Origin of the sequence: Agrobacterium vitis, from assembly GCF_037039395.1 — a bacterium.
GTDB lineage: Bacteria > Pseudomonadota > Alphaproteobacteria > Rhizobiales > Rhizobiaceae > Allorhizobium > Allorhizobium vitis_E.
Genome location: NZ_CP146242.1, coordinates 2670095 through 2692914 on the forward strand (window position 1 = coordinate 2670095; position 22820 = coordinate 2692914).

General features: G+C 57.7%; 28 protein-coding genes and 1 tRNA gene. 25 read left to right on the top strand and 4 right to left on the bottom strand.

Going from position 1 to position 22820, the window contains the following annotated elements; all coding sequences use genetic code 11:
- The first annotated feature begins 12 nt into the window (after positions 1–12).
- The 14 genes from V6582_RS14875 (at position 13) to V6582_RS14940 (ending at position 10358) form a co-directional block, all read left to right on the top strand.
- A complete protein-coding gene (locus V6582_RS14875; RefSeq protein WP_156634178.1) occupies positions 13–966 on the top strand; it encodes a major capsid protein in 954 nt (317 codons plus the stop codon).
- Positions 963–1508: a hypothetical protein gene (locus V6582_RS14880; protein WP_156634176.1), complete on the top strand. Its 546-nt coding sequence runs from the start codon at positions 963–965 to the stop codon at positions 1506–1508. Before V6582_RS14875 ends, V6582_RS14880 begins: the two co-directional genes overlap by 4 nt.
- A 93-nt stretch (positions 1509–1601) precedes the next feature.
- On the top strand, positions 1602–2072 hold the full coding sequence (locus tag V6582_RS14885; RefSeq protein WP_156634174.1) for a phage protein Gp36 family protein: 471 nt from the start codon (positions 1602–1604) through the stop codon (positions 2070–2072).
- Positions 2069–2560: a Gp37 family protein gene (locus V6582_RS14890; protein ID WP_156634172.1), complete on the top strand. Its 492-nt coding sequence runs from the start codon at positions 2069–2071 to the stop codon at positions 2558–2560. Before V6582_RS14885 ends, V6582_RS14890 begins: the two co-directional genes overlap by 4 nt.
- 36 nt (positions 2561–2596) lie before the next feature.
- The gene (locus V6582_RS14895) at positions 2597–2821 is read left to right on the top strand and encodes a hypothetical protein (RefSeq protein WP_156634170.1); all 225 of its coding nucleotides are present in this window, start codon (positions 2597–2599) and stop codon (positions 2819–2821) included.
- 2 nt (positions 2822–2823) lie between these two features.
- Positions 2824–4086: a phage tail sheath family protein gene (locus V6582_RS14900; RefSeq protein WP_156634168.1), complete on the top strand. Its 1263-nt coding sequence runs from the start codon at positions 2824–2826 to the stop codon at positions 4084–4086.
- Positions 4087–4101: 15 nt separating this feature from the next.
- Positions 4102–4614: a phage major tail tube protein gene (locus tag V6582_RS14905; RefSeq protein ID WP_070166641.1), complete on the top strand. Its 513-nt coding sequence runs from the start codon at positions 4102–4104 to the stop codon at positions 4612–4614.
- 58 nt (positions 4615–4672) lie between these two features.
- Complete coding sequence (locus V6582_RS14910) at positions 4673–5017, top strand: hypothetical protein (protein WP_156634165.1); 345 nt, start codon at positions 4673–4675, stop codon at positions 5015–5017.
- Between the two features lie 2 nt (positions 5018–5019).
- A complete protein-coding gene (locus tag V6582_RS14915) occupies positions 5020–5178 on the top strand; it encodes a hypothetical protein (protein WP_156634163.1) in 159 nt (52 codons plus the stop codon).
- 73 nt (positions 5179–5251) lie between these two features.
- Entirely contained in the window at positions 5252–8116 is a 2865-nt protein-coding gene (locus V6582_RS14920; RefSeq protein WP_156634161.1) for a tape measure protein, read from the top strand.
- Entirely contained in the window at positions 8113–8589 is a 477-nt protein-coding gene (locus V6582_RS14925) for a phage tail protein (protein ID WP_156634159.1), read from the top strand. Before V6582_RS14920 ends, V6582_RS14925 begins: the two co-directional genes overlap by 4 nt.
- Complete coding sequence (locus V6582_RS14930; RefSeq protein ID WP_070166637.1) at positions 8586–8855, top strand: tail protein X; 270 nt, start codon at positions 8586–8588, stop codon at positions 8853–8855. The genes V6582_RS14925 and V6582_RS14930 overlap by 4 nt, the downstream gene beginning before the upstream one ends.
- Entirely contained in the window at positions 8855–9853 is a 999-nt protein-coding gene (locus tag V6582_RS14935) for a phage late control D family protein (RefSeq protein WP_156634157.1), read from the top strand. Before V6582_RS14930 ends, V6582_RS14935 begins: the two co-directional genes overlap by 1 nt.
- Positions 9840–10358 (top strand): phage baseplate assembly protein V, encoded by a 519-nt coding sequence (locus V6582_RS14940; RefSeq protein WP_156634155.1) that lies wholly within the window; start codon positions 9840–9842, stop codon positions 10356–10358. The genes V6582_RS14935 and V6582_RS14940 overlap by 14 nt, the downstream gene beginning before the upstream one ends.
- A 47-nt stretch (positions 10359–10405) precedes the next feature.
- Here V6582_RS14940 and V6582_RS14945 read toward each other — a convergent pair whose 3' ends face one another.
- The gene (locus V6582_RS14945; RefSeq protein WP_156634153.1) at positions 10406–11110 is read right to left on the bottom strand and encodes a hypothetical protein; all 705 of its coding nucleotides are present in this window, start codon (positions 11108–11110) and stop codon (positions 10406–10408) included.
- A gap of 209 nt (positions 11111–11319) precedes the next feature.
- The gene (locus tag V6582_RS14950; RefSeq protein WP_156634151.1) at positions 11320–12828 is read right to left on the bottom strand and encodes a hypothetical protein; all 1509 of its coding nucleotides are present in this window, start codon (positions 12826–12828) and stop codon (positions 11320–11322) included.
- A 230-nt stretch (positions 12829–13058) separates the two neighbouring features.
- On the opposite strand from V6582_RS14950, the gene V6582_RS14955 reads away from it, so the two are divergent.
- The 9 genes from V6582_RS14955 (at position 13059) to V6582_RS14990 (ending at position 18705) form a co-directional block, all read left to right on the top strand.
- Entirely contained in the window at positions 13059–13463 is a 405-nt protein-coding gene (locus tag V6582_RS14955) for a GPW/gp25 family protein (RefSeq protein WP_156634148.1), read from the top strand.
- Entirely contained in the window at positions 13456–14589 is a 1134-nt protein-coding gene (locus V6582_RS14960) for a baseplate J/gp47 family protein (protein WP_156634146.1), read from the top strand. The genes V6582_RS14955 and V6582_RS14960 overlap by 8 nt, the downstream gene beginning before the upstream one ends.
- Positions 14582–15325, top strand: coding sequence for a phage tail protein I (locus V6582_RS14965; RefSeq protein WP_156634144.1), 744 nt, complete (start codon positions 14582–14584; stop codon positions 15323–15325). Before V6582_RS14960 ends, V6582_RS14965 begins: the two co-directional genes overlap by 8 nt.
- The gene (locus V6582_RS14970) at positions 15322–15870 is read left to right on the top strand and encodes a phage tail protein (RefSeq protein WP_156616689.1); all 549 of its coding nucleotides are present in this window, start codon (positions 15322–15324) and stop codon (positions 15868–15870) included. The genes V6582_RS14965 and V6582_RS14970 overlap by 4 nt, the downstream gene beginning before the upstream one ends.
- Positions 15871–15894: 24 nt before the next feature.
- Complete coding sequence (locus V6582_RS14975; RefSeq protein ID WP_156634142.1) at positions 15895–16638, top strand: hypothetical protein; 744 nt, start codon at positions 15895–15897, stop codon at positions 16636–16638.
- A gap of 12 nt (positions 16639–16650) precedes the next feature.
- Positions 16651–17094 carry a hypothetical protein gene (locus V6582_RS14980; RefSeq protein ID WP_156634140.1) on the top strand — a complete coding sequence of 148 codons (444 nt, stop codon included), beginning with the start codon at positions 16651–16653 and terminating at the stop codon, positions 17092–17094.
- A gap of 150 nt (positions 17095–17244) precedes the next feature.
- Complete coding sequence (locus V6582_RS27560) at positions 17245–17424, top strand: Com family DNA-binding transcriptional regulator (RefSeq protein ID WP_156634138.1); 180 nt, start codon at positions 17245–17247, stop codon at positions 17422–17424.
- Positions 17414–17593, top strand: a complete 180-nt coding sequence (locus tag V6582_RS14985) for a hypothetical protein (protein WP_156537590.1) — start codon at positions 17414–17416, stop codon at positions 17591–17593. Before V6582_RS27560 ends, V6582_RS14985 begins: the two co-directional genes overlap by 11 nt.
- Positions 17590–18705 carry a GNAT family N-acetyltransferase gene (locus tag V6582_RS14990; protein ID WP_156634136.1) on the top strand — a complete coding sequence of 372 codons (1116 nt, stop codon included), beginning with the start codon at positions 17590–17592 and terminating at the stop codon, positions 18703–18705. Before V6582_RS14985 ends, V6582_RS14990 begins: the two co-directional genes overlap by 4 nt.
- 184 nt (positions 18706–18889) lie before the next feature.
- Here V6582_RS14990 and V6582_RS14995 read toward each other — a convergent pair.
- Together V6582_RS14995 and mnmA are read right to left on the bottom strand one after the other, a co-directional pair.
- Positions 18890–18966: transfer RNA gene (locus V6582_RS14995), tRNA-Met, on the bottom strand.
- Positions 18967–19123: 157 nt separating this feature from the next.
- Positions 19124–20320, bottom strand: coding sequence for a tRNA 2-thiouridine(34) synthase MnmA (gene mnmA / locus V6582_RS15000; protein ID WP_337739377.1), 1197 nt, complete (start codon positions 20318–20320; stop codon positions 19124–19126).
- A gap of 298 nt (positions 20321–20618) precedes the next feature.
- Here mnmA and V6582_RS15005 point away from each other — a divergent pair, with 298 nt between their 5' ends.
- A complete protein-coding gene (locus V6582_RS15005; protein WP_349508882.1) occupies positions 20619–20948 on the top strand; it encodes a hypothetical protein in 330 nt (109 codons plus the stop codon).
- Entirely contained in the window at positions 20857–22818 is a 1962-nt protein-coding gene (locus V6582_RS15010; protein ID WP_349508883.1) for a methyl-accepting chemotaxis protein, read from the top strand. Before V6582_RS15005 ends, V6582_RS15010 begins: the two co-directional genes overlap by 92 nt.
- The last annotated feature ends 2 nt before the right edge of the window (positions 22819–22820 follow it).

The following is a 22820-nucleotide window of genomic DNA, read 5'->3' on the forward strand; positions in this document are numbered from 1 at the left end:
GACACACGCCTCATGACCACCCGCGCCTTGAACCAGCGGACCGCCGCCATCATCGATCCGATCCTGTCCACTCATGCCCGTGGCTATCGCAACTCCACCTTCATCGCTGATGCGCTGTTCCCGCGTGTCTCGATCCCCAACCGGTCCATGCTGGTCATCAAGTTCGGCAAGGAAGCGTTCCGCAAGCTCAACACCCGCCGTGCGCCTGGCTCTGCCACCAAGCGTGTTCAATACGGCTATGCGGCAGACCCGGTTTCGCTGGTGCAGGACTCGCTCGAAGGCATCGTGCCGACCGAACACCAGCAGGAAGCCGAAAAGGTGCCGGGCATCGACCTCGGCGCCGGTGCGGTCAACATGGTGCTGGATGTCCTCGACCTCAATCTTGAGATCGATAGCGGGCGGATTGCCCGCGATCCCGCCAACTATGACGCCAACCACAAGATGGCGCTGACCGGCGCGGATCGCTGGACCGATCCGGACAGTGATCCAAAGGCCGACCTGGACGAGGCCAAGGAGATGATCCGCCGCTCCATTGGGCGCTATCCCAACACGCTCACGCTTGGTCCCAACGCTGGCAATGCCCTCAAGGGTCACCCCAAGATCAAGGAACAGTTTAAGTATACCTCGAAAGACAGCATTTCCACCGACATGCTGGCCGCCTATTTCGACGTCAAGAAAGTGGTGATCGGCGCGGCGGTCTATCTGCCGGAGACCGCCGACGATGCGGCTCTCGCCAATGACGTCTGGGGCGATGATGCGATCCTCGCCTATGTGCCGGAAGCGGGCGACAATTTTCAGGTGCCGTCCTTTGCTTATACTTATGAGCTGACCGGCTATCCGCAGGTTGAACAGCCCTATTATGAGCGGCCTATCAAGTCGTGGGTCTATCCGACCACAGTTGAGCGCCGACCTATTCTGACCGGTGCTGAAGGCGGTTTCCTCTTTCAGAACGCGGGGTCGAAATGAGCGATCTCATATCAGTGACCTTGACCGGCCCCGCCAAGATTGACGGGCAACGCAAGCTTGCCGGGGCTACCGTCGCCGTCAGCACGACGCTTGCGCTTCAGCTTGCAGCATCCGGTGTCATCAATCCCGAAGTGGCGAAATCGCTGGCCGAGGCGATGCAGGACACACCGCTTGCATCGGATTTTAGGGCGGCAGTTGATGCCGCCGTGGCGGAGCGGATCGCGGAGCTGGACCGTGAAACCACAAACCTTGCCGCCGATCTGGCGGATGAGGCAAGCCGTGCGAGCAGCGCCCGCACCCGTGCCGCCGAACTCGAAGACCAGCTCGCCGCAGCCCAACGTCAGATTGTCGAGCTGGATCAAGAAACCGAGAACCTCACCGCCGATCTGGCGGATGCGATCACCCGTTTGGGCAAGGCAGACGCCCGTGTTGCCGAACTGGAAAAGCTGCTTGCTCCTGCGCAGGCTTCGCCCGCCGCCGATGCCGCCACGGAAGGCGCGGAGCAAAAGCCCGCCGCCAAGCCTGCCAAGGCCACGAAATAAGGTCCGTCCCTAAATCTCCCAAGCCGGACCTTTTGAGCGGGGCGGGTGGCCCCAGCCGCCCCGCTCATTTTTCGAAACTGGATCTCAATCACCATGACGCGATTTCTAACGGTTGATGACTTTACCGCCGCCTTTGGCCTTGCCGAAGTCTCGCAGATCGCGGGCATCGGCAACCTCAATGACCCGGCTGGCCGCAGCCTGGACATAACCAAGATTGAAGCCGCCATCATCTGGGCCGAGGATATTTTTGTCGGCTATGCCCGCGCCCGCTATCCCGTTATCGAGACGCTGACGCCGGAGGCAACGGCCCCAGTCATCAAAGGCCTGATTGCCGATGTGGCGCGCTACCGCCTGCGGGATAAGTCGGGCGGTCAAGGCCAAGTTGCCGACACCGTTAGAGATCGGCACGACGCCGCCATGGCCAATATCAAGGCCGTGGCGACCGGAAAGTTCGAGCTGCCGATTGCAGGCCTGCCCACCAATGGCGAGGCCGGGTCCGTCAGTTCGCAGGCTGTTGTGCCGCCGTCGCCGGTTCGCTCGATGCTTTACGGGTGGCGACCATGACAGATGCATTGGTTACGGCCCGTCCAGCGACCGTCATTGAGCAGGTTGAGGATGCGATGCTTGGCGAACTGAAGGTCAGCGTTTCCGGCCAATGCAAGGTCGAGGTATTTCCTAACGATCCAGCCCTTTACGATTTCAGCGGACTGCCCGCCGCTTTGCTCATCCACTATGCCGGATCACGGTTTGCGCCCGCCAAAGGCCCGGTCAGCACAAACCAAGCCCGCGCCATGGAATTTTCTCTGGTGCTGCTGGTCCGGTCATTGCGCGGCGAAGGCGGCGCTTATGCCCACCTTGAGGATATTCGCCTTGCCATCCAAGGCCGGGCCTTTGCCGGGGCCGGTCCTGCCATGCTCACCCGCGACCAATTGGACCAGGAGAAAGATGGCGTCTGGCGATGGGAAATCCGCGTCTCGCTGCCGATCCCTGCCGTTGCCCGAAACTACCAGACACCCGCGCCGTTCATGCGCCCGGCATTTTCTACCCCCTGAAGCCAGCATTTCCACCCCCTGAAGAAAGCCGAGGATATGGCAAAGACACCTGCAAGACAGTCCTATCGCTACTCCGGCCCTGTCACGCCGCTCGACATCGAGGGCGAGAGCCGGATGCTGTTTCCTGGCACGTCCTACCGCGACCTGCCGGAAGATCACCCCATTGTCACCAATCTCATCGAGCGAAAGCTGCTGGTGGCCGAGACCGTTAAGGCCGAAGCCGCGCCTGCCGTTGCCGATGCCGGTTCGGAAGGAGCCTGATCATGGCCGCAACGTTTCACCACGGCCCGGAGGTCGTAGAGCATAAGGACGGCGTCTCTGTCGTCCGCGACGTCAAGTCTGCCGTCACCTATGTCAACGGTACGGCCCCAATCCACCTCATTCATGACACGGCGGCAAAGCGCGCCGAATACATCAACAAGCGGGTTGTCATCCGCACCCGCACCGAGGCCGCAGCGGCCTTCGGCGAACATGTCGCTGGCTATACCATTCCCGCAGCTCTCGACGCGATCTTCGACCAGGGCGACGGCGGCACGATCATCGTCAACAATGTCTTTGATCCGGACACGCACAAATCAGGCACGACGCCCGATCCGGCAGCGGTGACGGTGCAGGAAATCAATGGCGGCATTTCTGCTGCCGGTGTCGCCAGGGGCTTTTCCGGCGCATACGAATGCTACAACACCCTCGGCTATTTCCCAAAAATCATCATTGCGCCTGGCTATTCGCCTTCCGCAGTTGTCCGCTCTGAAATGGATGTGGTGGCCTCCCGGCTCAACGCGATGGCAATCGCCGACCTGCCACTTGGCCTGACCAAGCAACAGGCGGCGGAAACACGCGGGACCACTGGCATGGCGAATACGTCCAGCCCCCGCGTGATCCTGACCTATCCGCATGTCGTCATTGAAGACACGACCGGGGCAGCGGAAACCCGACTGGACCCGCTGTCGTCGCGGCTGGCGGGCGTTATCATCGCCACGGATCTCGACGAAGGCTGGCACCACAGCCCATCGAACCGTGAGATCAAGGGTGTGGTCGATCTGGAAACGGCGATCAATTTCTATCCGTCCGACTACCAGAACGACACCAATTTCCTCAACGAAGTGGGTATCGTCACCGCAATGCGCTCGTTTGCGACCGGGTTCCGGACGTTTGGCAACCGCTCGGCAGCTTATCCCTCCTCGTCGCATGTCGAGAACTTCATCCATGCCCGCCGCATTCTGGACATGAGCCATGAGTCGATCATTTTCTACCTCATGAATTACGTGGACAAGATCGGCACCCGCGCCAACATCGAAGCGGTCGAGGAAGGGGTAAACTCCTATCTGCGCTCCAAGATCGGCGATGGCGTTTTTTACGGCGCAAGCTTCCTCTTCGATACCGCGAAGAACACGGCGGCCCAGATTGCCGACGGGCGGTTCTTCTACAAATTCGAGTGCCATCCGATTTCTGTGATGGAGCGGATCACCGTCGATAGTTACGTCGATACCAAGTTCATCGCCGACGCCTTGTCCTTGGCGGCCTGACCAGGAGCATAACACATGACCCGTAAAACCGGACAAATCACCCAGGCCGATTGCTACATCAACGAGGTCGATGTTTGCGGTCGGGTAGCCGAACTGGATATGGGCGAAATCGCCCATACCGAGATCGAGCACAAAACGTTGGGGCAGATCGGCGTCCTCAAACTGCCGGGCCGCCCGGTGGAGGCCATTGAAGGCAAGATCAGCTTCGAATGGCTGGACGAGGAAGTGTCGAGGTCGATCATGAACCCGACCAAGACGCACAAGATACAAATTCATTCGTATGTCGATATTTTCGACGCGGATGGCCTCAACTCCGATCAGTCTCACACCCTGATCACCCATATCGGGTTTCAGATGATGAAGACCGGTGGGCGCACCGCCAAGCTGGGCGAAAACCTTGCCCAGGAGCATGACATTTCCATCACCAGTTTCAAGCAGTCGGTCTATGGCGGCGAAACGCCGATCATCGAATTTGATGCCTGGAACAACATCTACCGCGTCAACGGCGAGGATGTCTGGCCCAAATAGCGGCCAGCCTTTTCCACCTTCAGCCTCAAATTTCTAACGCAGACCGAGGAATAATCCCATGACCGACAAAGACACCGCCACCGAGTTCAAGGGCGTCCGCGCCAAGCTTTTGGCCAACAAAGCCGCGAAATCCGGCTCTTACGATTTTCCCTTGAAGGAATGCGGCGTGACCGCAAGCGTCCCGAATTTCATCAATCACGGCCTGTGGATGCGGGCGCAACGGATCGCCAAGGGCGACACCTCGAAAGCGCAAGCGGCTTTCATCTGCGAGGCGGTGCTGTTCGACGGCGAAAAGCTGACTGTCACGGATCTCGCCGAACTGGTTCCAGCGGGTGACACGCTGGCGCTGATCAATGAGGTCTTCGGTGAGGACGAAGATGAGGGAAAGGAGAAAGCGGCCTGATATTGTCGTTGCCCGTCCAGCACCTCTTCATGATTGAAAAGGGCTGGACGCATGACGATCTGAATGGCATGACGGAATCAGAATTCGGCTGGTGGTATGGCGAGGCCATCAAGCTGGAAGAGGCGAAGGCAGACGCCATTCGGGATGCCTCTAAAAGCTGACCGGACACGGGTCCGGTCAATCTCACCTCAAGAACATGCGACCTCTGGCGGGCAACCGACCGGAGGTTTTTTTATGCGCTTTGCCATGATTTTCGAGGGCGTGGACCGCGCCACCAAGGTCATGGCAAAGATCATGGCGGCAGAAAAAGCAACCGCTGCCGCTAGCGCCAGCAATTCCAAGAAATCCGCGACTGCTGCCGAAGCGGCCACCAAAGCCACGGAAAAGCAATCAGCGGCAGTCGGCAAGACGTCTTCGGCCTTTCGGGCGATGGGATCTGCGGCAAAAGGTGCGTTTTCTGCTGTCAGGTCGGGGGCGCAATCGGCTTTCGGCGCAGTTGCCAACGGCGCGAAAGCTGCCAGCCGAACCGTCCAGGCACTGCACCGGCAAACGATCCAACTGGCGAAAACCGGCTTCAGCCAGGTCGCGACGGGCGGGCAAAAAGCATTTCGCGGAGTAGCGCTGGCAGGCAGTATCGGCGCTGCTGCCGCCGTCACCTCCTTCGGCGTTGCCGCAGGTGCCGCCACATCCATGGTCGATGTCGCCGCTCAGTTCGAGAAGTTTCAGACCATCTTGGAAACCACGGAAGGCTCCAGTGCCAAAGCGAAAACCGCAATGGCATGGGTGGCGGAATTCGCGGCAAAGACGCCTTACGAACTGTCTGAGGTTAACGAGGCTTTTGTGCAACTGCGCACCCGTGGCCTTGATCCGACGAAGGGCCTTTTGAAGACCCTGGGCGATACATCTGCCGCCATGGGAACGCCGCTTAAACAGGCGGTAGAGGCCGTGGCCGATGCCGTCACGGGCGAAAACGAACGCCTGAAGGAATTCGGGATCGTCGCATCCAAGACCGGCAATAAGATCACTTACGAATACACCAATGCTGCCGGAAAAACAGTCAAAGCGTCAGCCAAGGCAACGGATCGCGTCGCCATTCAGGCGACCTTGATGAAAATCTGGAGCGAAAAATTCGGCGGTGCGATGGAAAAGCTCTCCAGCACCTGGACCGGAATGATGTCCAATCTGGCCGATCTCTGGAGCCAGTTTCAATTGGGGGTCATGAATGCCGGGCTGTTCGACTGGATGAGGGGCAAGCTGAAATTTCTTCTCGACACACTTAATCAAATGAAAGCCGATGGCTCCTTTGATGCCTGGGCAAAAAAGATCTCCGAGAATATCATTTCCGTTTTTGAAGGGGCTTGGTATTTTGCCAAAGGCGTTTGGGAAACCTTCGAAAAGCTGAAAACCTACCTAACTGCCGCTTCAGATTATGTAGGCGGCTGGGAAAATTTGGCGGCTATTCTGGGCGCGCTTGTCTTTGCACCGGCCTTAATCTCTACCGCTGCTGGCTTGGTACAAATCGCCATTGGGCTTTCAATGCTCTCGGCGGCATTGATGGCTAATCCCATCATCTTGATTGTTGCCGCCATCGTGGCCGCCGCCGTGGCAATCTACGTCTATTGGGAACCGATCAAGGCGTTTTTCGCGGACCTCTGGTCTTCGATTTCATTGGGAGCCAGCGCCGCTTGGACCGCGATCAAGGCGTGGCTAGGCTTTGATCCTGTCGCGGCCTTGTCCTCGGCCTGGTCGTCTGTAGCTTCGGTGGTTTCGAACGCATGGGATGCACTGCCGCACCTGAGCTGGGATCAGGTTATAGCCGCGCTCGATTGGGTGAGTTGGATTTTCCCGCTGCGCTGGCTGGACTTCATCCCCGGTTTCTCTTGGGCTGGCATCATTTCCGGGGCGCTTGATTGGGGCCGTTATATCGTCAGTCTCGATTGGACACGCTATCTTACCTCGCTCACTTGGGCGGATGTATTGACCGGGCTTGATTGGTTGAGCTGGATTTCTCCCCTGCGCTGGCTGGATTTCATTCCCGGCTTTTCATGGGCTGGCATCATTACCGGAGCGTTGGATTGGGGCCAGTACATCGTCGGCCTCGACTGGACGCGTTACCTGCCGACGTTCAAGTGGCCGGATTTGCCAAGCTTCAACTGGCCTGACATTCCCATGTTAGAACTGCCGTCGCTGCCAGATGTTGCGGGATGGATCGGAGCCTTTGGCGATAAGGCCATGGTGGCAATAGAGGCGGTTTCCTCGCGCCTTGGCGGTGCGTGGAGCAAGGTCAAGTCTGCCTTCTCTTTTGGCGATCAGGAAGCCAAGGTCGCCGTCACCGATCCGGCCACCATTCAGGCCACGGCGGCGGCAACTGCCGCGTTGAAAGCAGACATGCAGGCTGTCGCGGCTATCGACACCAGCGCCGCCATGGAAAAGCTCCAGGCTGTTGACGCCGCCGCAAAGGCTATTCTGCCCGCCGTCACTGCCGCGATCCGGCAGACGGAAGTCTTCCTGGCTGGCGTCACATTCTATAATCAGGGCGCATCCCTGATGGATACGATGGCGGCAGGCATTCGCGCCCGCTCTGCCGTCGCCGTGGCTGAGATTGCCAAGGTGGCTCAAACGATGCGCGATCATCTGCCATCGTCCCCCGCCAAGATCGGCCCGCTGTCGGATATTCACCGGTTGAAGTTTGGCGAGACCATTGCCGGTTCTATTCGCGCCGAGCCGATGGTGAAGGCTATGCGGACGGCAGCGTTGGCCACAATGGGAGCGGCGGCGATAACCGCGCCTGCCATGGCAGCGCCCAGTGTCACGCCCGCAACGGTCGCCTCGGCCAGTGCCGCCAGCCCGGTATCCAGCCAAAGCCAGAGCGAGGTGGCGCGGTCGCAGATTGCCCGCATGTCGGTGCAAGCCGCACCACAATCTGCCAGCGCCGCCGCACCTGTCACCCTGCAATTCAGCCCAACGTTGACGATACCCGCGCAGGCTGGCCAGGGCGACATCAAGGCGGAGGTTGAGAAGATGATGCGTGACAGTGCGCGAATGCTCGCCGACCTGATGGACGAAGAACAGCGCCGTCGCGCCCGGAGGAATGTATGATCTATCTCCTCGGCTCCATCCCGCTCGGTATCGATCCTGTCACACCTCCGCTCGCGCAGGAATTCTCTTTCGCCAACACCTTTGCCCAACATGCCCCGACGCGGGGCAAGCCGGTGCTTCAGGAAATCGGCGAGGAACTGGACACGCGCAACTTTTCCTTCTTTTTCTCGGAGGAGTTCTGCGATCCAGCCGACGAACTGGCGAAGCTTGAAGCGGCCTTCGCGTTAAAAACCCCGATGCCGCTTGTGCTGGGCAATGGGTCATTTGACGGCAAGCGCTGGGTCGTTGAAAGCCTTTCTGGCCGGATCATCAAGACCAATCGCAGCGGCTCGCCCGTGCGGATCGAGGCAACGATTGGTCTTTTGGAAGACCCGATTGCGGGCGGCCTGTTCAGCCTGATCACGTCCATTGCCAAGTCTCGTGCGCCAGCCCTTTCCGGGTCCGCTTCCTCAAACCCTGAGGTGAAGAAATGACCGAGTTGACCGGTGATTATTTCGAATACACCACCGTCGCGGGCGACCGGTGGGATATGCTGGCCTATAGCTATTATGGCGACCAGTATAAGCAAACCGTGCTGATCGAAGCCAATCGCCACCTTTATCTCGACACGCTCACCGTGCCGCCCGCGATCCTGCCCCAAGGCGTGAAGCTGAAGATCCCAGTCATCGCCGAGACCGCAACCAATGCCGATGTGCTGCCACCGTGGAAAACGGCTAACCCAACCTATGGAGCAAGCTGATGGTGTCGCGGCCATACTTCTCATTGATCTACCAGGGCGTGGACATATCGTCCGAACTGGACCCGGAAACTACATCGATCACCTATACCGACAATCACCACGGCAAGGTGGACGAGATCGATGTGGCCGTTCAGGACAAGGACGGACGCTGGAAAGGATCATGGAAGCCGGAGCCCGGCGACAAGATGACCTTGACCATCTTTGACGGCCTGGGCGGCATGTTGCCCTGCGGTGATTTCGAGATGGACGAGCCGGAAGCCGAAGGCGACCGAGGCGGCGACAAGATGACCATTCGCGGGCTGGCCGCGCCGATCTCCAAGCCATTGCGCACCGCCAAAACCCGCGCCTTTGAAAAGCAGACCTTGCGCGCCATCGTTTCCAAGGTAGCGCAGGAAAACGGCCTTAGCCTGGAAGGCGAGATCGAGAGCATGACGTTTGAACGGGTGACGCAGCGGCGCGAACGAGACCTGGAGTTTCTAACGCGGCTGGCGGAAGACACCGGCCATTATTTTACCGTGCGGGGAAAGCGGGCCATCTTCACCTCTATCAAATCCGTGGATGGCCGGGCGGCAGCGCTGACGATCAGCCTCACGCAGATCGGCACTACCCTGACACGCTACCGGCTGAAAGAGCAAACCGCTGAGACCTATTCCAAGGCCAAGGTGAAGCACATGCATGACCGGGACAAGGAACTGATCGACGAGGAAGAGGAAGACGGTAACGTCAAGACCGGCGACACGCTCAATATTACCGGGGAGCGGGTTGAAAGCCCGACCCACGCCAAGGCCATGGCCCGCAGCCGTATGCATTTCAAAAACCGCAAACGCCGCAGCGGCTCGATCTCGCTGGTAGGTGATGTGCGGGCGCTGGCGGGCGTGGTGGTCGATATGACCGACTTCGGCAAATATTCGGGCAGCTACCTGATCGACCGATCCACCCACAGCATGTCGCGCAGCGGCTACACAACGGATGCGGAACTGGTCGATGCGCGCAAGTGATGAATACCGGCAAAACCCGACCGTGCGGCGTGGCGTGGTCGTGGACCGCGACCCGAAGACCATGCGGGTGAAAGTCCAGTTTCAGGACGAAGACGCCGTCGTTACCCAATGGATCGACGTGGTGGCCAAATCCGCCACCGGCGTTTCCGCCTTCCAGATGCCGGGCCAAAGCGACGAGGTCTGGTGCGCCATGGATGCCAAGGGCGAGGCTGGCTGCCTGATAGGTTCCCGCTACAATTCCAAAGACGCGCCGCCTGCAAACAGCAATGACGTGGTGACAGTGACGTTTGCGGGCGGTTTCATCCACCTCGACACCGCCAGCGGAGATGTCACTATAAAATCACCCGGGAGTGTAAATGTCGAAGCAGCGGGAGATGTAAAAATCGCCGCGCTCAATATCATGTTAGAAAGCGGCTCCCTGACCCATAACGGCAAAAATATCGGGCATGATCATGTGCATAGCGGGGTGATCCCTGGAGGAGGCGCGTCGGGTGAGCCGGTTTGAGGATAAATATCTTCGACCATAAAGACAGGCTGTCCGGTATTAAAAAATTAATTCTTCATACCTAGCTCCTTCCTTTGATCCTTCGTAAAGTAGCATCCCGCAGGAGCCATTTCCTTCGTGATCATGTAGCTCTCATCACCTTTGATGTGAAATACGAATAATCTGTCCATGTTATCTATTCTCCAGAAAGAGCATTCTCTATCTGATCCCATTTCATAACGGGGAGCACCGAGTGCACGATTAAGTGCCGAGTCAAGCCACCCGTCAGGCAACTCCGGTTTGGGATTTTTGCCAAATTTCCGAAGACGTCCTACGTCAAAAGAAATAGCTTCGACAACTCCATCCTTCTCTACACTGTGCTCGAAAATCATCCATTCGAAAACATCCGAAGGGTTTTTGAACACAATTCGTGTGCTGGACTTACTTTCGTTTTGATAAGGGTAAGCATCAGGGATTTTCTTAATTGGATCGCCAATCCTTATCTTGTCGAGACCGACAGGATAAGGCGAACCAGCAATAAATATATTAGCCTTCTGCGCCTCAAAAAGCTGCGCTTTCAGCTCTTTAATTTGCTTATCCTTGATTGCTGAAATGCTGGACTGCTCGCTCTGGACTGCCTCTATCTTAGAGGATAGATTTGCGATTTGCGCTAAATATTCCGAACTCTTCGTTTCGAGTACGACCTTTTCAGCCGCTATTTTGTCAAGGGCTGCAGCTTTTTGATCTAGCTTATTATTGGTGGACGCCAGCATGGTCGGAACGACCCACGTGAACGTGACTACGGTACATATCGAAATGGCAGTGGCTGCGGCCGCTGCGCTGAGAACTATGGGATTATCGGATAAACTTGGCAACGGTTACCTCACACGCCTTGATTCTGAAGTTGCATGATAAAATATCGATACAGGCTATAGGAGATGCGGGGAGACATTTCCACCGCACACGGCTGCTTCGTGCGTCGTTAAATCTTCTCCTCGGCAAGGAGTTGTTGGAATCGCTGACCTTCTTCGACCAACCATTCAGCATACGCCAAGATGTTTTCAAACGGTGTTTGCGCGTTTAAGAAGAGGTTCTGCGCGATGTCTTCCAAGGCGTCTCGGCGAGATTTTCGCCCGTATTTCACCTGCCTAACAAATTGGTATTTCGTGTCCAAACTCATCTGAAAATGCCTATTATAATCGGTAACGGCCAAACCTAGTTCCCGGTTCGCTGTTGTGATGCGCAAAGCCTCATCATAATCCACGTCATGTTCGGTATGAATATTTACTTGGCGAAGGGTGGCAAAAATGTCCTGGGGAGTGAGAACGACTTTTGGAATGTCGGGGTGGAGCCCAAGTAACTTGGTTTCAACGCTCCTGCAGTCTTGGCAAATATAGACCATTCGATGCGATCCGATGATCAGTGTCGTGCTTTCACTGGGATAGCGCCAACTGAGACTGGCGGTATTTGTCTCCAGTTCCCAATCTGGAATTTTGTGGATGCGTGCTGTCCAATCTCCTTTATTAGACCGGCGGCAAATCTCTCGTTTGCTCCGGTCGCAACACCCGCACTTCCACAGATCACCTACCTTGATCCATAATTTTTTGTCGTTAACCATTCTGCGTTCGAGTAAACGAAACTCATCTTCTGTCGGCCCGCTCTCCGTCGGTACAGGCTTCCGTATAGAGAAATTTCCATCTCCATCGTAAGCGACTGAGCGCTGTTCAAGCAGGGTGACAAGGTGCCGTTTAGCAATGATCGGACTGGCTTCGGATAGTCTGTCCCTGTAGTAGGAGCGGTCTTCAAATGACTGGTCTGCCCTCACATGGAGAATTTCCTTGCGGTGTTTGCCATTGGAAACCCGCTTCGCCATTCTCTTGGAAAAATCAATACGATCGTAAAAGTCAGCCTTCGCGTTTTCCCATATCTGGCGGGCTAAGTTCCATTCAATGACCGGAGTACCGTTAGCGCTTGGCCTTATGAACCTCATAATTTCGCGCGGGGAAAACGTGAAGTATTCATCCACATCGGGTATGCTGCTTTTAGCGCTCGCTTCGGCGCTGTTGCAGTCAGCGCAAATTAGGGTTGGCGCAAAGCGCGTGGTTAGGGAGACTATAGCGTGCCTTGTGATGTCCCGCTGGCGGTTATAGTCCACATCATCGGGATTGAGCGGGTTCAGGTCATCAAAAAATCTCTGGGCAAAATCGCTCAAATGGTCGTGATGCCATTCCAACTTGCACCGGAGCACTCCAGATCGGCTGAGCCTCGCTATCTCAGCTTTACATCTGTCACAGCATGGACAATGCCAAGTCACTGGAGTTTTCGACCAAGCAAGATTGAGATCTAACTTAGAGGTATTGAATTGCTTCAGAAGAGCCTTGGTCTGCTCACTCCACCGCCCGTCATTTTCCGGCGCTAAATGTGCCAGCTCCTCATCCCGCATGTGCTCAATATCAGGAATTTTTATTGTCACAACGCTATTATCGCTCACCGATAAATCCCTCGACGGTAGAATCGAATGCTTGAGCAAGCTAAATTACAGTAACAGACAGAATTCTGTAAGCTGGCACCTCATCTTGAATACAACCTTCAATGACGTAACCTTGCCTACAGAACTTATTTTCGCTATGCCTTGATTTCAGGAAAACGATCCGCCTACCCACATCATGACCGGACCCATGTCCGGTCATTTTCGTTTCTGGCCACCGCTACCTTGTCGGCATGATCGACAAGGACACCATCACCCACCGTCATTGGTCCCTGCAAGTGGGCCGCCTGAACCCGGAAACCGGCGTGAGCGCCGATGTTTTCGGTTCGGTTGTCCTGGCGCTGGACGACCTGCATCAATCGATTGCCAATATCATCATGACCCCCAAGGGGTCAGTTCCAACGGAGCCGGAAAAGGGCTGCGATGTGCTTTCCGCCATCGACAAGCACCCGGATGTCGGCATTCCGATCCTGACCCGCGAGATCACCGATGCGCTGACGATCTGGGAGCCGCGTATTGTGGTTCAGAAGGTCACGGTGACGATGACCGCCTTTTCGCATTTCAAGACGCAGGTCTCATGGCGTCCGATTGAAAGCGTGATGGACGAGTTGCTGATGACGGAGGTCACCTATGGCTGATCCCGTCAAGCGGACGATTGAAGATCTCCGCGCCAATGGTGCGCCTGACTTTTTCGAGCGTGACCCGTCAGTGCTGAAGGCGACCTACAAGGCCCAGTTCGAGAAGGTCACCGGGCGCACGCTCTACCCGGCGCAGACGGAAATGTACCTCATTGAGTTGCAGGCCTACGCTCATTCGCTGCTGGCCGAGGCCGCCCAGACCGCCACACTGCAAAACACCGCCGTCTTTGCCGAGGGTGTGCATCTGGAAAATCGCGGCGCGTCCGTCTCTACCTTCCGGCTTCTGGCGCAGCCTGCCAGCACCACATTGCGCTTTACGCTTTCAGCGGTCCGGGACGTCGAGACGGCCATTGCGAAAGGAACGCGAGTGGCGTCAGGCAATGCCGTGACCTTTGCCACAGACGCCGATCTGATCATTCCAGCTGGAGCTTTGACCGGCGATGTGAGTGCGACGGCTGAAACGAGCGGCGCGACCTGGAACGGTCTGGCTATCGGCACGGTCAAAGACATTCTCGACCCGGTGGCCTATGTCACCAGTGCCGCCAATATCACGGTGGTTTCTGGCGGCTCCGACATCGAGGACGCCGAGCGGTTCCGGCTGCGGGTGGTCAATGCTCTCTTCACCATCGCCAAGACCGGCCCGAAAAACGGCTACCGCGAACATGCCCTGGCGGTCGATCCAGATATCATCGACGTGGCCGTGGTGCGCCCGGAGCCGGGCAAAATCAACATCTATCCGCTGATGCGCACCGGCCTGCCGAGTGCCGAGCTGAAGGCAGCGGTGTTGGCCTATCTGGACCCGGAGACATTGCGGCCCATGGGCGACGATGTGACGGTTCTTTCGCCGGAGCCAGTAGATTTTAATCTGAGGCTGACAATACGGAGTACCTCGGCAATTCCCGGCCTTGAGGCTTCCTGCCATGCCGCCGCGATTGCCGCCTTCACACCCTATACCCAAAGCCTAGGTTCGCAGGTCGCACCATCAGCGATTATCGCTGCGGTCAAAGCGGTTTCCGGCGTGACTGACGTGGTCCTAACCAGCTTTGCTTTCACCGATCTGGCCGCGCACCAGTTTGCAAGGCTGGCCTCGCTGACATTCAATATGGTGGTGAAGACCGATGTCTGATCTCATCCCCGTCGATCTGGTGACACCCGGCGTCAATGACGAGCGTTCCCGCACCTTCGCCGCCACGCTTTCGGCTATTCTCGGCGAGTTTCAAACCTCCTCATTACTCATTCAAGACGCGCTGACGGTCGATGCAAAACTGCTGCCGATCATGACCATTGAGCTTGGCATGAGCGACTTCATGACATCAGGACTTCTGGAAACCCATGTCCGGCAATTGCTGGCCCGCGCCCCGGATATTCACGCCATGACCGGCACGGTGGCCGGTGTTCGCCGGGCGCTTGGAGCCTTGGGCGTGACCGTGGATTGGGTTCAATGGTGGCAAAAACAGCCACCCGGCCAACACGACACCCATGAGGTGGTCGCCTATGTCAACGAGCACCTGCTGGAAGGCCAGGAGGCATTGCTGACATCGGAAACGCAATATGCGGTTTTGCGGGTGATCCGTGCCGTGCAGCGGTGGTCGCAGGAGATCGACTTCAAGCTTGGCGTCGGCTTTTCGTCGTCGGTCGGGATGGCTGGTGCAGTACAGACCGCTACCATCCTCAAGCCTTCCGCCCAGGCGGTCACGGCCATGCCGGAGGCGCGGATCGGCGCGGTTAGCACCGCTGCCGCCGCCCATGTGCTACGCCCTTCAGCCAACGCGACCTCGCAACACCCGCTTGCTGCACTTGCCGCTTTCGTCGGCTGTTCCAGCGTTCAATTCATTTCCGCCAGCATGGATGCGCGCACATGAAAGCCCTTATTCCTGTCCTGACCCGCGCCGGTATGCGGGCCGTCTTTAACGCCAGTCGCGACGGCCTGTCCGCCAAGGTCTCGCATCTCGCCTTTGGCGATAGCGCCTATTCGCCGACCGGCGATGAGACGGCGCTCAAATCCGAAAAGGTCCGCATTCCGATTGCAGGCGGTAGCTGGGTCGGTGATTTCACCGTCCACATGACCGGCCTGCTCGATGCTGGGCCGAGCTTCTGGATTAAAGAGTGCGGCATGATCCTGTCGGACGGTACGCTTCTCGCGGTCTGGTCCGATCCGGCAACGCCGCTGGCCTACAAGACGGATGGCGTTCCCATCGTCACCGCTTTCGATCTGACGCTGGAAGCCCTGCCAAAAGGTGCCGTTACCGTCCAGGCCGGGAGCGTGGACCTGTCGCTGTTCTTCGGCGTCGAATTCGCCCGAATGGCCACGGCCATCACTGACAATTTCAACCGGCATATGGCGCAAGCCGCAGAGATTGCCGAGCTGCGGCGACAAATCGCCTCCATCAACGCCCGTATGCGCTAACACCCACCACTCAGAGGACCCGACATGAGCCTGACGGAAGACATTGCACAACTGGTTGCCCGCACGAATGCGCTGCTGAATACATTTGAAGCCAAGGAAGCGGCCATCAACGCCGCCGTACAGGCTGCGGTTAATACGGCTGCATCGAACCGCCGTGACGTATGGGTTGACCCGGTAAAGGGTAACGACGCCAATACGGGGATAGCCCCTGCGACTGCCTTCCTGACACTGGACCGGGCAATCGAAGCCACGGCACACGCAAGCGCAGTATTCATCAACTTGCTTGGTGACGTAACCATGCGAAAGCGCATTACAACCTATTCAACGGTCATCTCTATTCAGGGCATGGATGGCGTGAACGAGCTCAATCGACCGCTTCGAAAAATCAGTTTTGCGCCTTTGGCCAGCAATTCCCCCAATGCTTATAGCAATACATTTAGCGCGGGAATTGAAATGGCATCGCGCCTCGGGATGCGGACCGAGGCTATTCAGTTCGTCATTCCTGACATGCCCTCAACCACAACAACCCGCAACATATTCGGCATTCACTTTGGCATGACCCTCACAATGCGCACCGGTGGAATTTACTGCGACAATGCCGCGACCGTAGCGGTTTTGTTTTCACCCTGGTTCATGGGGCCGATCGACCTCTGGCTATCCGATGTCACGATTGGAACCAATGCTCGTGGCCATATCCTAGATGGCGTTGCCGCAAACGCCGACCCTAACGCCACCAAGTTCTTCCGGTCCAACGTAACAGCTCTTTAGGAGGCTATATCAATGTCAGTCGATGCATCTCTTCTTATTCCGCCAGCAACTACTTCGGTATTGAGTGTCGAATACAAGGGTGAGCTTTTTATTGGCTCCACCGCCGATAGCCTCGCCGAGGCCGGTGTTCCCGATACCGTTATCAAGCAGGCCAAAGCTTACCAGCACCGCGAAGCCGTCAAAGCTGAATGCCGCCGTCGTATCTACGCGGTCGGCTCATCCGAGGCGCAAATGAACGTCACGTCGATGACCGCCGCCATCAGCGCCAAAACGGAAGCCAATCGAACAGCACAGGAAAAGGCCATCGTTGCCGCCGCCAGCCAGTCCATCGAATGGGTGACGGCCATGCGCGGTCGGTTCGCGGAGTTGGCCGAAGATATGGAGGCCAACTATCTGGCCGACGCAAGCTGGCCGGAATGCCCTCAGGCCGTGATCGATCTCTATGCGCAGTTCTGATTTCGTATAGCTACCGGGTGCCGGGGCAAAGCCCCGGAAGACGGGTCTAGTTTGCCGACCAACCCCGTCCGACATCAAGCACGCTCAACTGTCCACCCGTTCTGCCCGAAGGCAGAGCGCGGTCATAATCGGAATCTTGAGCGTTAGAAAATGAAAAATATCCGTTGCGGCACATGCACCGCCCTTTTGTTCAAGGCAGGGCGGGCATTCGCCGGAGACATCGAAATAAAGTGCCGCCGTTGCGGCACAATCAATCACTTGAGGCCAGCCGAGCCCGTACCAGATCGCCAGGAGCGGCCAAACGGAGAACCGGCTTATAATGCCAACTGAAACTGACCTGCCGCCTTTGCCGCCTCAAGCCCAAAAGGCCCCATCCGGTCTGCGTTACCGAGAGCAGTACGGTGTGATCCTCGTTTGCGAGGATGAAGATGCCCAGGAGCGGCTTTACGGGGCTCTTGCCGACATTAAGAAATCCAAGATCAAGGTGGTTGTCACATGAGGCTTGATATCATCAATTCCTGCCCCGACTTTGACAGCTACCGTGCCGCACGGGTCAAATCTCTGTTCAACGTCGAAGATGCCAGCCGTTTCGAACTGTCGGCAGACCTTGAGATTGACGACATGGACTGGAGCGTCGGCCTCATCGTTGGGCCTTCAGGATCGGGGAAAACCTCGCTCGGTCGGCAAATGTTCGAAACCGACCGCATGGCCAGCCTGGACTGGCCGCAAGATCGACCGATTATTGACGTGATTGCCAATGATGGCGATTTTGATGATGCCACTGCCGCTTTGGCTTCGGTCGGGCTTGGTTCGGTTCCGTCTTGGCTGCGCCCTTACCACGTTCTTTCTAACGGTGAGAAATTCCGGGCAGACCTTGCCCGGATCGTCTGCGATCAGCCGCAGGAGATTGTCATTGATGAGTTCACCAGCGTGGTGGACCGGCAGATTGCCAAGATCGGTGCGCTGGCCTTCGGCAAGGCGTGGCGGCGTACCAAAGGTCGCGCTGTCCTGCTGTCCTGTCATTACGATATTATCGACTGGCTCGACCCCGACTGGATCTTTGACACGGCGACAGGTGTGTTCACCGGGAGGTGTCATCGGCGACGCCCTCCGATCAACCTGGAAATCCGCCAGACCGGTTGGGAATGGTGGCGATATTTTGAGCCGCATCATTATCTGAAAGTACCGAACGCCATTGCAGCGCGCTGCTATGTTGGCTTCGTGGATGGTCAGCCTGTTGCGCATCTTGCGATGTCAACCCGTCCTGGCTTGACCGAGGGCCGAGCCTGCCGCCTCGTCGTCATGCCGGAATGGCAAGGAGCGGGAATCGGTCTAAGGTTTCTCAATACCGTTTGCGCCGCATGGCGTAGGGGGCAAAATCCCTATGCGCTGCCGCTACCGACCCTCATCAACACGTCTCATCCCGGCCTGATCAAAGCTCTGCGCCGTCATCCCCTCTGGGCGCAGGTGTCAGTGTCGCTTTACGGGAGCGCGAAGGCTCGAAGCGCCGCTGGCATCTCAAGATCGGCGGGGCGGATCAAGGCAGGCTATGGCGGCCACTTCCGAGCGGCGCAAGGGTTTCGGTATGTTGAGGGGATAGACCTTCGATAGCCGAGTGGTGATTTTGTTTTCGTGTCCAGAAGCTAATGCCGATCTGTCCGAAAGGTCGCGCCGCGCCACACCTGTTTCAATCTGAACCTGACAGACTCTAAGTGGAGCGGATGCCGCGCCACGCAAAGATCGGCAAAATAAAACCACCGATGACCGGTGTTTAAAACTCTGGTTTTTTGAAGAATGGTAGCGGGAGGCGGACTTGAACCGCCGACCTTGGGGTTATGAATCCCACGCTCTAACCACCTGAGCTATCCCGCCGCACCTCAAGGACTTTGCTTGTCGAGAAAGCTGTCCGAAGCGATGGGCGGCTTATAAGGCGAGCGTCGTTGCAAAGTCAAGCAGGCAAAATGCAAAAAAGGACCGCCGGTGGCGATCCTCTGGCAATAGGCGGATTTTGCCTTGGGACAACAACCAGTTAGGCGGCTTGTGCGCCCGCCAGAAGTGCCTTCAGGAAGGCCTCGGCTTCGGCCTGGCGTTCCGAGCGTTCGATAAAGCCGCCGCCATAGACGCGGGCATCGGCGCCTTCGCCCGAATAGAGCACGCAGGCCTGGCCCGGCGCAACGCCAGCTTCCCCCATATCGAGGTCGACATAGATGCCGGTTTCATCGGCATGCAGGGTGGCCGGGGCAGGGGGACGGGTGGAGCGCACCTTGGCAAAACAGGCAAAACCGCCGCTCGCCTCATCCTCGATGGCGCGGTCGCCCAGCCAGTTGATATCGCGCAGATAGACGCGGCGGGTTTCCAGCGCTTCACGCGGACCGACGATGACCCGGCGCGACCGGGCATCCAGATAGACCACGTAAAGCGGCTCGCCCGTGGCGACGCCCAAGCCTTTGCGCTGGCCGATTGTGTAATGCAGGATGCCTTCATGCTGGCCCAGAACCCGGCCATCGAGATGGACGATATCGCCGCTCAAAGCCGCATTCGGCTTCAGCTTGTTGATGATATCGGCATATTTTCCCTGCGGCACGAAACAGATATCCTGGCTGTCGGCCTTTTGCGCAACGACGAGGCCCATGTCCTCGGCCAGCTTGCGGGTCTCGGCCTTGGACAGGCCGCCCAGCGGAAAGCGCAGATAGTCGATCTGTTCCTGGGTGGTGGCAAACAGGAAGTAACTCTGGTCGCGCTCGCTATCAATCGGGCGAAACAGGGCGCGGTGGCCCGGATCGTTCGGCAGAGGCGTGGCGCGTGAACGGATATAGTGGCCGGTGGCCAGCGCATCGGCCCCAAGCTCGCGGGCAGTGGCCAGGAGATCGGCGAATTTGACCGTCTGGTTACAGGCCACGCAGGGGATTGGCGTTTCACCGGCGATATAGCTGTCCATGAACGGATTGATCACGGTGTCGCGAAAGCGCTGTTCGTAATCCAGCACATAATGGGGAATGCCCAGCGTCTCGCAGACCCGGCGCGCATCGTCGATGTCCTGACCGGCGCAACAGGAACCGGCCCGATGCACGGCGGCGCCATGATCGTAAAGCTGGAGCGTGATGCCCAGCACGTCATAGCCTTCGCGTTTCAACACTCCCGCCACGACAGAACTATCGACGCCGCCTGACATGGCGACGACAACGCGGGTGTCTTCCGGCTTCTTGTCAAAATCCAGCGTGTTCACGAAGTTAAATCTCTTCAGGCCTGCAGGCGAGCGCAATCTTGATCGTCCCAAGGCGGATGCAGGCTCTTTTCGGCCTCGGTGTTTCACCCGTTGATATAGAAAGGATTGCGGGGACATGCAAGGCCGGGGCAATTTGGCCGCAAAACGCGTATTTTGCCGGTTGCATCAAATGGTAGATGTTAAAATTTTACTCTCCTTATAGGAGTATTTCCCCTAAATTTGCATTGAACTTTAGCATGTCTTAATGTCTTCCCGCATAAGCTGTGGGCGAATCCTCATGTTTCTCAGGGAAACCGCCATGTCCTGGCTTGTAAACGTTTCAATCAATAAGCGAATCTTGATGGCGCTTGCTTTGCCGTTGCTGGCGGTGACCTTTCTGGTCGTTCAGGATGTAAAGGAGATGTGGACCGCCGATCGGCAAATGCGGCACGTGGTCGAGCAGACGAGCGAACTGGCGGCTTTGGGCAATGCTGCGCATGTCTTGCAGGTCGAGCGCGGTTTGACGGCGGGCTTTATCGGCTCGAAAGGCGTTTCGAATGGTCCCGAGACTGCAAAAGGCCCGCTCGGCGACGGACGCTGCCATCGCCGTTTTGTCATCGCTTTCGAACGGGGCTGCACAACGCGGTAGCGAGGACCTTTCACAGCGGTTTTCCACGATCCAGCGAAAGCTGTCGGGTATTGGCGCGACGCGGCAGGCGGTCGATGGATTGTCGATGTCCGGCGCCGATGCGTTCGGGTTTTATACCTCTACAATCGCCGAGGTTATCGATCTTGCCCGCGATCTGCCTTTCAATGGGGTGGATGCCGATCTGCTGCGGCGTGTCACCGGGATCGATCTCCTGATGCGCGCCAAGGAATTGGCCGGTCAGGAACGCGGCATGGGCAATGGCTTCGTGGCGGTCGGGAAGATGGACCCGGGCCGTTTCATGAATTTCGTAGTGATGGCGGGCGCGCAGGACGCTTACCTCAGCGCCTTCCTGGCGCTTCTGCCGCCACAAGAGACAAAGGCCGCGGCTGAAAAGCTTGCCGCGGTCTCTCAGGATGTTCTGGTGTTGCGTGCTCGTCTTTTGTCTGGCGGCGCCTCCGCCGACCTGTCTGGTCTTGACGCCAAGGCATGGTTTGCGGCGGCGACGGCCCGCATCAATGTCATGAAGGATGTGCAAGGCCAGGCACTGAACACGATTGCCACGCTTGCCTCCCAAAAGGCGGATAGTGCCCGCGCAACGCTGATCATGGATGCCCTATCCTGTATAGTCGGCGAGGCGATCGTCATCGGCCTTTGCCTTTACATGGCAGGCACGGTCGTGCGTCCTTTGAGGGGACTGACAGATAGCATGGGCCGGCTTGCCGAAGGCGAGATCGGTCAGGCGACCATCTCGGTTCGCAAGGACGAGATCGGCGATATGCAGCGGGCCGTCGATGTCTTCCGCCAGGCTGCCATTCGCAATGGGGAACTGGAAGTCGAAGCCGAGCAGGCCCGCCAGCGGACCGAGCGTGAGCGAGCCGAGATGCAGCGACAGGCTGAGGAAGAGGCCGAGCGCCTGGTGCTTCAGGCGACCGGCGCCTTGGCGGAGGCGCTGCAAAGCCTTGCCTCCGGCAATATGACCTGTGAAATAGAACGGCCACTGGCGTCGCGCTTTGAAAAGCTGCGGAACGATTTCAACCTCTCGATCACGACCTTGCGTGAAACCTTGTTGCAGGTCGATCATTCCGTCGCTGCCGTGGATAACGGTGCCCAGGAGGTTTCTGCCGCGTCTGCCGATCTGGCCCGCCGCACCGAGCGGCAGGCGGCCTCTCTGGAGGAGACGGCGGCGGCGCTGGATGAAATCACCAGCAATGTGACCTCGACGTCGAAACGCACCGGCGAGGCGCGCGAGATCGCTCGCAACGCCAGCCTGAGAGCGGAAAAGTCAGGAGCTGTCGTCAACCAGGCTATTTCCGCCATGCAGCGGATCGAGCAATCCTCCGATCAGATCGGCAATATTATCGTGGTGATCGATGAGATTGCGTTTCAGACCAATCTTCTGGCGCTGAATGCGGGTGTTGAGGCTGCACGCGCAGGCGAAGCGGGCAAGGGCTTTGCGGTCGTTGCGCAGGAAGTGCGGGAACTGGCGCAGCGTTCGGCCAAGGCCGCCAAGGAGATCAACGCGCTCATTCACAACTCTGCCGCAGCGGTCAAGGATGGCGTCCGGCTTGTTGGCGAAACGGGTGACGGGCTGAAAGACATTGGCGGATTGGTGCAGGCCTTTGCCAATCATATGGACGCGATTGCCTCGGCAGCTCAGGAACAGTCCGGCGGTCTTTCGCATATCAATGCATCGATCAATACCGTGGATCAGACCACCCAGCAAAACGCGGCCATGGTTGAGGAAATGACAGCCGCTGGTGTGGGCCTTGCTCAGGAAAGCACCAACTTGAAACAGATGATTTCGCGGTTCCAGCTTCACCGCCAGGGTATGGCGCACAGCAACAGTCAACCGCAATGGGAAGCAGCCTGAGC

Excerpts from the sequence above, each read along its gene's own strand:
- V6582_RS14875 (WP_156634178.1), top strand. The coding sequence starts at position 13 with ATGACCACCCGCGCCTTGAACCAGCGGACCGCCGCCATCATCGATCCG.
- V6582_RS14880 (WP_156634176.1), top strand. The coding sequence starts at position 963 with ATGAGCGATCTCATATCAGTGACCTTGACCGGCCCCGCCAAGATTGAC.
- V6582_RS14885 (WP_156634174.1), top strand. The coding sequence starts at position 1,602 with ATGACGCGATTTCTAACGGTTGATGACTTTACCGCCGCCTTTGGCCTT.
- V6582_RS14890 (WP_156634172.1), top strand. The coding sequence starts at position 2,069 with ATGACAGATGCATTGGTTACGGCCCGTCCAGCGACCGTCATTGAGCAG.
- V6582_RS14895 (WP_156634170.1), top strand. The coding sequence starts at position 2,597 with ATGGCAAAGACACCTGCAAGACAGTCCTATCGCTACTCCGGCCCTGTC.
- V6582_RS14900 (WP_156634168.1), top strand. The coding sequence starts at position 2,824 with ATGGCCGCAACGTTTCACCACGGCCCGGAGGTCGTAGAGCATAAGGAC.
- V6582_RS14905 (WP_070166641.1), top strand. The coding sequence starts at position 4,102 with ATGACCCGTAAAACCGGACAAATCACCCAGGCCGATTGCTACATCAAC.
- V6582_RS14910 (WP_156634165.1), top strand. The coding sequence starts at position 4,673 with ATGACCGACAAAGACACCGCCACCGAGTTCAAGGGCGTCCGCGCCAAG.
- V6582_RS14920 (WP_156634161.1), top strand. The coding sequence starts at position 5,252 with ATGCGCTTTGCCATGATTTTCGAGGGCGTGGACCGCGCCACCAAGGTC.
- V6582_RS14925 (WP_156634159.1), top strand. The coding sequence starts at position 8,113 with ATGATCTATCTCCTCGGCTCCATCCCGCTCGGTATCGATCCTGTCACA.
- V6582_RS14930 (WP_070166637.1), top strand. The coding sequence starts at position 8,586 with ATGACCGAGTTGACCGGTGATTATTTCGAATACACCACCGTCGCGGGC.
- V6582_RS14935 (WP_156634157.1), top strand. The coding sequence starts at position 8,855 with ATGGTGTCGCGGCCATACTTCTCATTGATCTACCAGGGCGTGGACATA.
- V6582_RS14940 (WP_156634155.1), top strand. The coding sequence starts at position 9,840 with ATGCGCGCAAGTGATGAATACCGGCAAAACCCGACCGTGCGGCGTGGC.
- V6582_RS14945 (WP_156634153.1), bottom strand. The coding sequence starts at position 11,110 with ATGCTGGCGTCCACCAATAATAAGCTAGATCAAAAAGCTGCAGCCCTT.
- V6582_RS14955 (WP_156634148.1), top strand. The coding sequence starts at position 13,059 with ATGATCGACAAGGACACCATCACCCACCGTCATTGGTCCCTGCAAGTG.
- V6582_RS14960 (WP_156634146.1), top strand. The coding sequence starts at position 13,456 with ATGGCTGATCCCGTCAAGCGGACGATTGAAGATCTCCGCGCCAATGGT.
- V6582_RS14965 (WP_156634144.1), top strand. The coding sequence starts at position 14,582 with ATGTCTGATCTCATCCCCGTCGATCTGGTGACACCCGGCGTCAATGAC.
- V6582_RS14970 (WP_156616689.1), top strand. The coding sequence starts at position 15,322 with ATGAAAGCCCTTATTCCTGTCCTGACCCGCGCCGGTATGCGGGCCGTC.
- V6582_RS14975 (WP_156634142.1), top strand. The coding sequence starts at position 15,895 with ATGAGCCTGACGGAAGACATTGCACAACTGGTTGCCCGCACGAATGCG.
- V6582_RS14980 (WP_156634140.1), top strand. The coding sequence starts at position 16,651 with ATGTCAGTCGATGCATCTCTTCTTATTCCGCCAGCAACTACTTCGGTA.
- V6582_RS27560 (WP_156634138.1), top strand. The coding sequence starts at position 17,245 with ATGAAAAATATCCGTTGCGGCACATGCACCGCCCTTTTGTTCAAGGCA.
- V6582_RS14985 (WP_156537590.1), top strand. The coding sequence starts at position 17,414 with ATGCCAACTGAAACTGACCTGCCGCCTTTGCCGCCTCAAGCCCAAAAG.
- V6582_RS14990 (WP_156634136.1), top strand. The coding sequence starts at position 17,590 with ATGAGGCTTGATATCATCAATTCCTGCCCCGACTTTGACAGCTACCGT.
- V6582_RS15005 (WP_349508882.1), top strand. The coding sequence starts at position 20,619 with ATGTCCTGGCTTGTAAACGTTTCAATCAATAAGCGAATCTTGATGGCG.
- V6582_RS15010 (WP_349508883.1), top strand. The coding sequence starts at position 20,857 with ATGGTCCCGAGACTGCAAAAGGCCCGCTCGGCGACGGACGCTGCCATC.